The organism is Enhygromyxa salina, assembly GCF_002994615.1.
GTDB classification, from domain to species: domain Bacteria; phylum Myxococcota_A; class Polyangia; order Nannocystales; family Nannocystaceae; genus Plesiocystis; species Plesiocystis salina_A.
Genome location: NZ_PVNK01000129.1, coordinates 1 through 5,635, shown reverse-complemented (window position 1 = coordinate 5,635; position 5,635 = coordinate 1). Strand labels below are relative to the sequence as shown.

At 67.3% G+C, this 5,635-nt stretch carries 5 protein-coding genes; 2 read left to right on the top strand and 3 right to left on the bottom strand.

Going from position 1 to position 5,635, the window contains the following annotated elements; genetic code table 11:
- Positions 1 to 258 precede the first annotated feature (258 nt).
- Positions 259 to 1,368: a tetratricopeptide repeat protein gene (locus ENSA5_RS35955; protein ID WP_146155659.1), complete on the bottom strand. Its 1,110-nt coding sequence runs from the start codon at positions 1,366 to 1,368 to the stop codon at positions 259 to 261.
- A 5-nt stretch (positions 1,369 to 1,373) separates the two neighbouring features.
- Positions 1,374 to 3,125 (bottom strand): FHA domain-containing protein, encoded by a 1,752-nt coding sequence (locus ENSA5_RS13420; RefSeq protein ID WP_106392044.1) that lies wholly within the window; start codon positions 3,123 to 3,125, stop codon positions 1,374 to 1,376.
- 156 nt (positions 3,126 to 3,281) lie between these two features.
- On the opposite strand from ENSA5_RS13420, the gene ENSA5_RS13415 reads away from it, so the two are divergent.
- On the top strand, positions 3,282 to 3,740 hold the full coding sequence (locus ENSA5_RS13415) for a cytochrome c-type biogenesis protein (RefSeq protein ID WP_106392043.1): 459 nt from the start codon (positions 3,282 to 3,284) through the stop codon (positions 3,738 to 3,740).
- Between the two features lie 31 nt (positions 3,741 to 3,771).
- On the opposite strand, the gene ENSA5_RS13410 is transcribed toward ENSA5_RS13415, so the two are convergent.
- On the bottom strand, positions 3,772 to 4,497 hold the full coding sequence (locus tag ENSA5_RS13410) for a hypothetical protein (RefSeq protein WP_106392042.1): 726 nt from the start codon (positions 4,495 to 4,497) through the stop codon (positions 3,772 to 3,774).
- A gap of 266 nt (positions 4,498 to 4,763) precedes the next feature.
- Between ENSA5_RS13410 and ENSA5_RS37640 the strand changes: the two genes are divergently transcribed.
- Positions 4,764 to 5,635, top strand: an 872-nt coding sequence (locus ENSA5_RS37640; protein ID WP_181197726.1) for a hypothetical protein, incomplete at its 3' end; no start/stop codon positions are given.

The following is a 5,635-nucleotide window of genomic DNA, read 5'->3' as shown; positions in this document are numbered from 1 at the left end:
ATCCAGCGCGACGACGTTCTCGCTCGAGACCGTGAGCGCATGCCGACACTGAGCCCAGCGACGCCGAAACCGAGCCCAGCGACGCCGACGCCGAGCCCAGCGACACCGACGCCGAGCCCAGCGACGCCGACGCCGAGCCCAGCGACGCCGACGCCGAGCCCAGCGACGCCGACGCCGAGCCCGACGACGCCGACACCGAGCCCAGCGACGCCGACGCCGAGCCCGACGAAGCTGACGCCGACGCGCCCGAGTAGTCCGTCAGCGCTTGCGTCGACGTCGACTGCGAGACTTGGGCGGCGCTTCGGGCACGGCCTCCGCCTCGAGCTCGGCCTCCTGCGTGAGCAGCAGCCCCTCGACCGTCGACTTCAGCGCCAGCAACCCGACGTGGCGGGGCTCGATCGCCAAACCCAGGCCGAGCAGCTCTCGCGCCCGCGCCCCGTCTTCGTCCTCGATCGCCTCGCGCAGCCCAGCCTCCCGCGCGCTCACGAAGCGAGGGTCGAGGGCCAGGACCTCGGCGGCGAGGCGCCCGCGCTCGTCGCCGTCGCTGGCCCACGCCTGCCAGGCCAAGAACAGCGCCCGCAAGTGGGGATCGCCGGCCTTGTCGGCGGCGCAGGCGAAGCTCTCGCGGGCGCTCGCGCGGGCGTCTTCGCCCTCGGCGCCCGCGACCCGATCACCGAGCTCGAGCCCGACGCGCCCGAGCTCCCAGTGGGCCCAGGCGAACTCCGGGGCGCAGCGCAAGACCTTGCGAAGCTCGGCCCGGGCGGCCGGCAGCTCCCCTGCCCGACGCAGCAGCTGGCCGAGGCGAAAGCGCGGAAAGGGAGCGTCTTCGTCAAAGTCGAGGCGGCGCCGGAGCAACCGACGCTCGGCCCGAGCCGTGAGCACGCCGTGCTCCTCGAACAGGCCCTCACGGTACTCCCCGTCCTCGTCGTAGAGCACGTTCATCTCGGCGACGAGGCCGAGCGCGAGCCGGACCACGCTCGACGCGTAGGGGGCCCGCTCGCCGTCGTCCTCGACCATCACGACCTCGCCGCCCTCGGCCCACGGATCGGCCGGGATGACCAGGAGCGCGAGCCCGATCTCACCAACCACGCGGTCCTCCTCTCGGAGGATCCCCGCTTCGGCGGCCTCGACCGTGGCCTCGTTTTGATCGGCGAGGCTCAGCAGCCGGACCTCGGCGTTGCCGAGCTCGAGCCCGTCCCAGCGACTCCACAGCGCGACGGCCTCGTCCGGGAGCCCGGCGCGCGCGAGCGCCTCGGGATCGGCGGGGCCCCCGACCTGATGCAGACCGATCGGCGCGTCGACCAGACGATCTTCGATCCGATCGGTCAACGCCTCGAGCCGACGATCGCGGCGTTTTGAGGGTGCCACTCGGATCAGGTCGCCTTCTTGTCCGGCTTGAACACGCTCATCGGCAGGTTGACGCCGCGCTCGGCGACCTCGCTGATGAACGCCGGGACCGTTCCGGTTGGACGAAACTCGGACGCGCCGTCTTGGCCCTTCATCGCCCGAAAGATCGGCATGTGCACGATTTGGTTGCCCTCTTTGACGCGCGGCTCGACCAGCTCGATGACCTGCATCGCCTCGTTGTTGACGCCAACGCTGACCCGGACCAGGAGATCGACGGAGCGCGCGAGCGCGACGGTCAGGGCCTGGATCGCCCCGCTGGCGACGGTGCTCAGGGCGGCCAGTCGGCTGAGCGCGTGGGCCGAGTCGATGCCCCAGACCGAGATCACCGCGCCCGCTGTCGCCCCAGAGATCGCGTCGATGACCGCGGCCGCGTCTTCGTGGCGGCAGCGCTGCGAGACCAGGAGATCGACCCCGCCGCGGAGCAAGATCCCGAGCGAGTCCGAGAGGTTGACCGTGTCCGAGGGATCTTTGACCCGGCGAACCTGGATCCAGCTGCGCTTGTTGGCCCCGAGCCGACCCGTGTCGGAGATGCAGACCACCCGCATGTCGTCGGGTACCTCGCCGCTGAGCGCGTGCATGAAGCGGTCGAGATTGACGCCGCCCGAGGCCGAGATCAATAGGCGGCGCGATCCGCGGATCGCCGCGCGCAGGACCTCGCGCATGTCCTCGCTGAGCACGCCCTCCTGGACCAGGGCCGAGAGGTTGTTGGCGTCGGTCCGCGTCCGGCGAAGGTTCAAGACCGGCGTCTGAACCTGGGTCGGCGGCAGCAGGGCGTACATATAAAAGCCGTCGGAGACCTTGCCCTCGAGCAGCTGCTGGCCCTCGACCAAAAAGCCCCATTTTCGCGCCAGCCGCCGACAGGCCAACGCCAGCGCCCGATCACCGGAGAAGCGGCGCTCGACCAGCTCGGCGCGGCTGGTCTTGGTCGTGCCCTCGCGGACCACGCGGATCGAGCCGCCGCCGACGACCTGGATCTCGACGACGTCGTCGTCCTGCATCAGCTCGGTCAGCGGACCGAGCTCGAGCAGCTCCCGCGCGATCCGACCCTTGAGCGGCTCGAGCTCGACCTCGGGCTCGATCTCGCCGTTGCGGCGCATGTCGGCGATCATCGAGTCGATCAGCGCCTTGGCCTTCTCGCGATCGGTGTCGAGGACCGTGGCCGAGTTCAGCGGATCGATGCCCTGGATGTTGACGAGCGCGGTCTGGATCACGCGGCTGGCGATCTTGTCGAGGTAGGCGCTCTCGACCCCCGGCGCCGCGACCCGCCGCGCCGAGGTGAAGATCGTGTCGTCCTCTTCCTGGTCGGCCCCGGGCAGCGCTTCACCACGCTCGGACTCCCCGGGCGGGATCCCCACGGTCGTGCGCCGGGTCTTGCCGTCGGGGCCCGTGACCGGCAGCTCGGCGCGCTCGCGCGGGGCGATCGCCGAGTCGTCTCCGTCGAGCATCAAGATGAAGTCGCCGACGTAGACCCGATCCGAGCGCCGGACCTTGCGGGGCGCGAGGACCCGGCGCCCGTTGACGTAGGTTCCGTTGGTGCTGTCGAGATCGAGCACCTCGATCACGCCCTGGACTCGACGAAAGCGCAGGTGGTGCTTCGACACGTTGGCGCGGTCGAGCAGCAGCTCGTTGTCTTCCTCCCGGCCGACCGAAAACTGGTCGCCCTCGAAGGGGAAGCGCTGGGTCTTCCCACCCTTTTCGTGGACCACGACGGAGAGCACGACCCTGGCTTACCCCGAGCCGGGGCCTGGCAACAAGCGGCGTCTTCGCCCTTCGCGCCAGCGGGCCGGGTCCCGCGCACGAACCGCCCATCAACGCCGACCCGGGATGCCGCGGGACCCCCAGCCGTGGCATAACTGGCCCGACAGGCCTCCCCCATGAGCTCACCCGCCCAGCCCACACCTGCGGACCTCCAGGCCGAGGGCCTCGCCCGCGACATCGCCGCGGAGATGCCCTCGCCCTACTGTCCTGGTCGCTCGATCGCCAGCTGCCCCTCGCAGGCCGCCCGGGAGCTCGAAGACGACATCCTGGGCCTCGCCAAGCAAGGCAAGGATCGCGAGGAGATCGAGGGCGTGCTCGTCGATCGCTTCGGCGAGGAGAGCATGGGAAAGGCCCATCAGACCGAGATCTTGGTCGCGATCCTGCTCGGGGCCGTGCTCGCCCTGGCCTTCATCGTCCACGCCGCGCGCAAGTGGCTGCGGCCGGCAGCGGAGGTGACCGGGGCCGCCGGGGCCGCTGGCGCAAAGACCGCGACTGCGACCGATGCTCTGTCCGAGATCGACGCGAACGAGCTCGACCGCCTCGAAGACGAGCTCGACGAGATCGACGGAATCTAGCTCCTGAACCGCGAGCCCGCGGTCGCCGAGCTCACCTCTTCTTCTTCTTGGAGAAGATGACCTCGTGACAGAACTTGTCCCACTTCTTGAGCTGCTTGGGATCCTCGAGATCCGGGAGCTTGAAGGGCGCGCCGATCTTGTCGGAGTAGTCCATGACCTTGTTCTCGACGACCGTCCATAGGGCGTCCTGGCGCTTGACCTCGATCTCGTCACCGTCGTTGTAGGCCTTGGGGTAGCCGTTCATGACCAGCTCGTGGGCCTCGATGATGTTCGAGATGTACTTGGACTTGGTCAGGATATCCTGGCCCTCGGCAGCGAACAGGCGCTGCTGCCACGAGTCCACGACCGGATCGATGAAGCCCTGCTTGAACTGCTCCCACTGCTGCTGCTCGGTCCCACCGGGTTCTGCGCCGAAGGCCTTCTCGCCCTCTTCCTTCATCTTGTCGCGCAAACAACGCAGCTCTTTCCAGTAGGTCTGCATCTTCTTCGCGTTGTTCTTGTCCCACTTGTAGAGGTGCTTCTCGCCCTCTGGATCCTTGCGATCCCAGGCCGCGAGCTCTTCGGGGGTCGGTCCAGGAAGCTCCGACGAGGGGATCTCTCGCTCCTCGCCGTCGGTCTTCTTGGTCACGACGACCTCCTCCTCGTCGGCCTTCTTCATGGCCGAGACGATGTCCTTGTTCTCCCCGCCTCCGCAGGCGAACAGCGCCAGCGCGAGGGTTCCGGCGAGACCGATGGTGACCTTGGGGCGCGTGAGCATGGCGGGGCCACTGTAGCGACCCAAGCGAGAGCCTGTAAAGCTGTAGATCGGCCTGAGACGGGCGAATTCCGGGCATTTGGCCGATCCAGAGCCGCTCGAAGGCCGCAGACTGGATCGTCGGCCGGACCGCCGCGGCGATCACTGTGGGTCACCGGGGTACGCGAGCCGCGACCGCGAGTCGACGCGCGCGGGGGTCCGCTCGCGTCAGATACGGGCTTGGGTCTGCGTCGTGCGAGCGCCTAGACTCGGCGCAGGAGGATCCAACCATGGCTATCAGCAAGAAGAAGGGCGCCAAGAAGAAGGCCGCCAAGAAGAAGGCTGCCAAGCAGCAGACTTCCAAGAAGAAGGCTTCCAAGAAGAAGACCGCGGCCAAGAAGAAGACCGCGGCCAAGAAGAAGACCGCGGCCAAGAAGAAGACCGCGGCCAAGAAGAAGACCGCGGCCAAGAAGAAGACCGCCGCCAAGAAGAAGACTGCGGCCAAGAAGAAGACTGCGGCCAAGAAGAAGACTGCGGCCAAGAAGAAGACTGCGGCCAAGAAGAAGACCGCCGCCAAGAAGAAGACCGCCGCCAAGAAGAAGACCGCCGCCAAGAAGAAGACCGCGGCCAAGAAGAAGACCGCGGCCAAGAAGAAGACCGCGGCCAAGAAGAAGACTGCGGCCAAGAAGAAGACCGCCGCCAAGAAGAAGACTGCGGCCAAGAAGAAGACTGCCGCCAAGAAGAAGACTGCCGCCAAGAAGAAGACTGCCGCCAAGAAGAAGACTGCGGCCAAGAAGAAGACCGCGGCCAAGAAGAAGACCGCGGCCAAGAAGAAGACTGCGGCCAAGAAGAAGACCGCGGCCAAGAAGAAGACTGCGGCCAAGAAGAAGACCGCCGCCAAGAAGAAGACCGCCGCCAAGAAGAAGACTGCGGCCAAGAAGAAGACTGCGGCCAAGAAGAAGACCGCCGCCAAGAAGAAGACCGCCGCCAAGAAGAAGACTGCGGCCAAGAAGAAGACCGCGGCCAAGAAGAAGACGGCGGCCAAGAAGAAGCCCGCGGCCAAGAAGAAGACTGCGGCCAAGAAGAAGACCGCGGCCAAGAAGAAGACCGCCGCCAAGAAGAAGACTGCGGCCAAGAAGAAGACTGCGGCCAAGAAGAAGAC

What these genes read in the sequence shown, in the direction of transcription:
- ENSA5_RS13415 (WP_106392043.1), top strand. Translation starts at nt 3,282, where the DNA reads ATGAGCTCACCCGCCCAGCCCACACCTGCGGACCTCCAGGCCGAGGGC.
- ENSA5_RS13410 (WP_106392042.1), bottom strand. Translation starts at nt 4,497, where the DNA reads ATGCTCACGCGCCCCAAGGTCACCATCGGTCTCGCCGGAACCCTCGCG.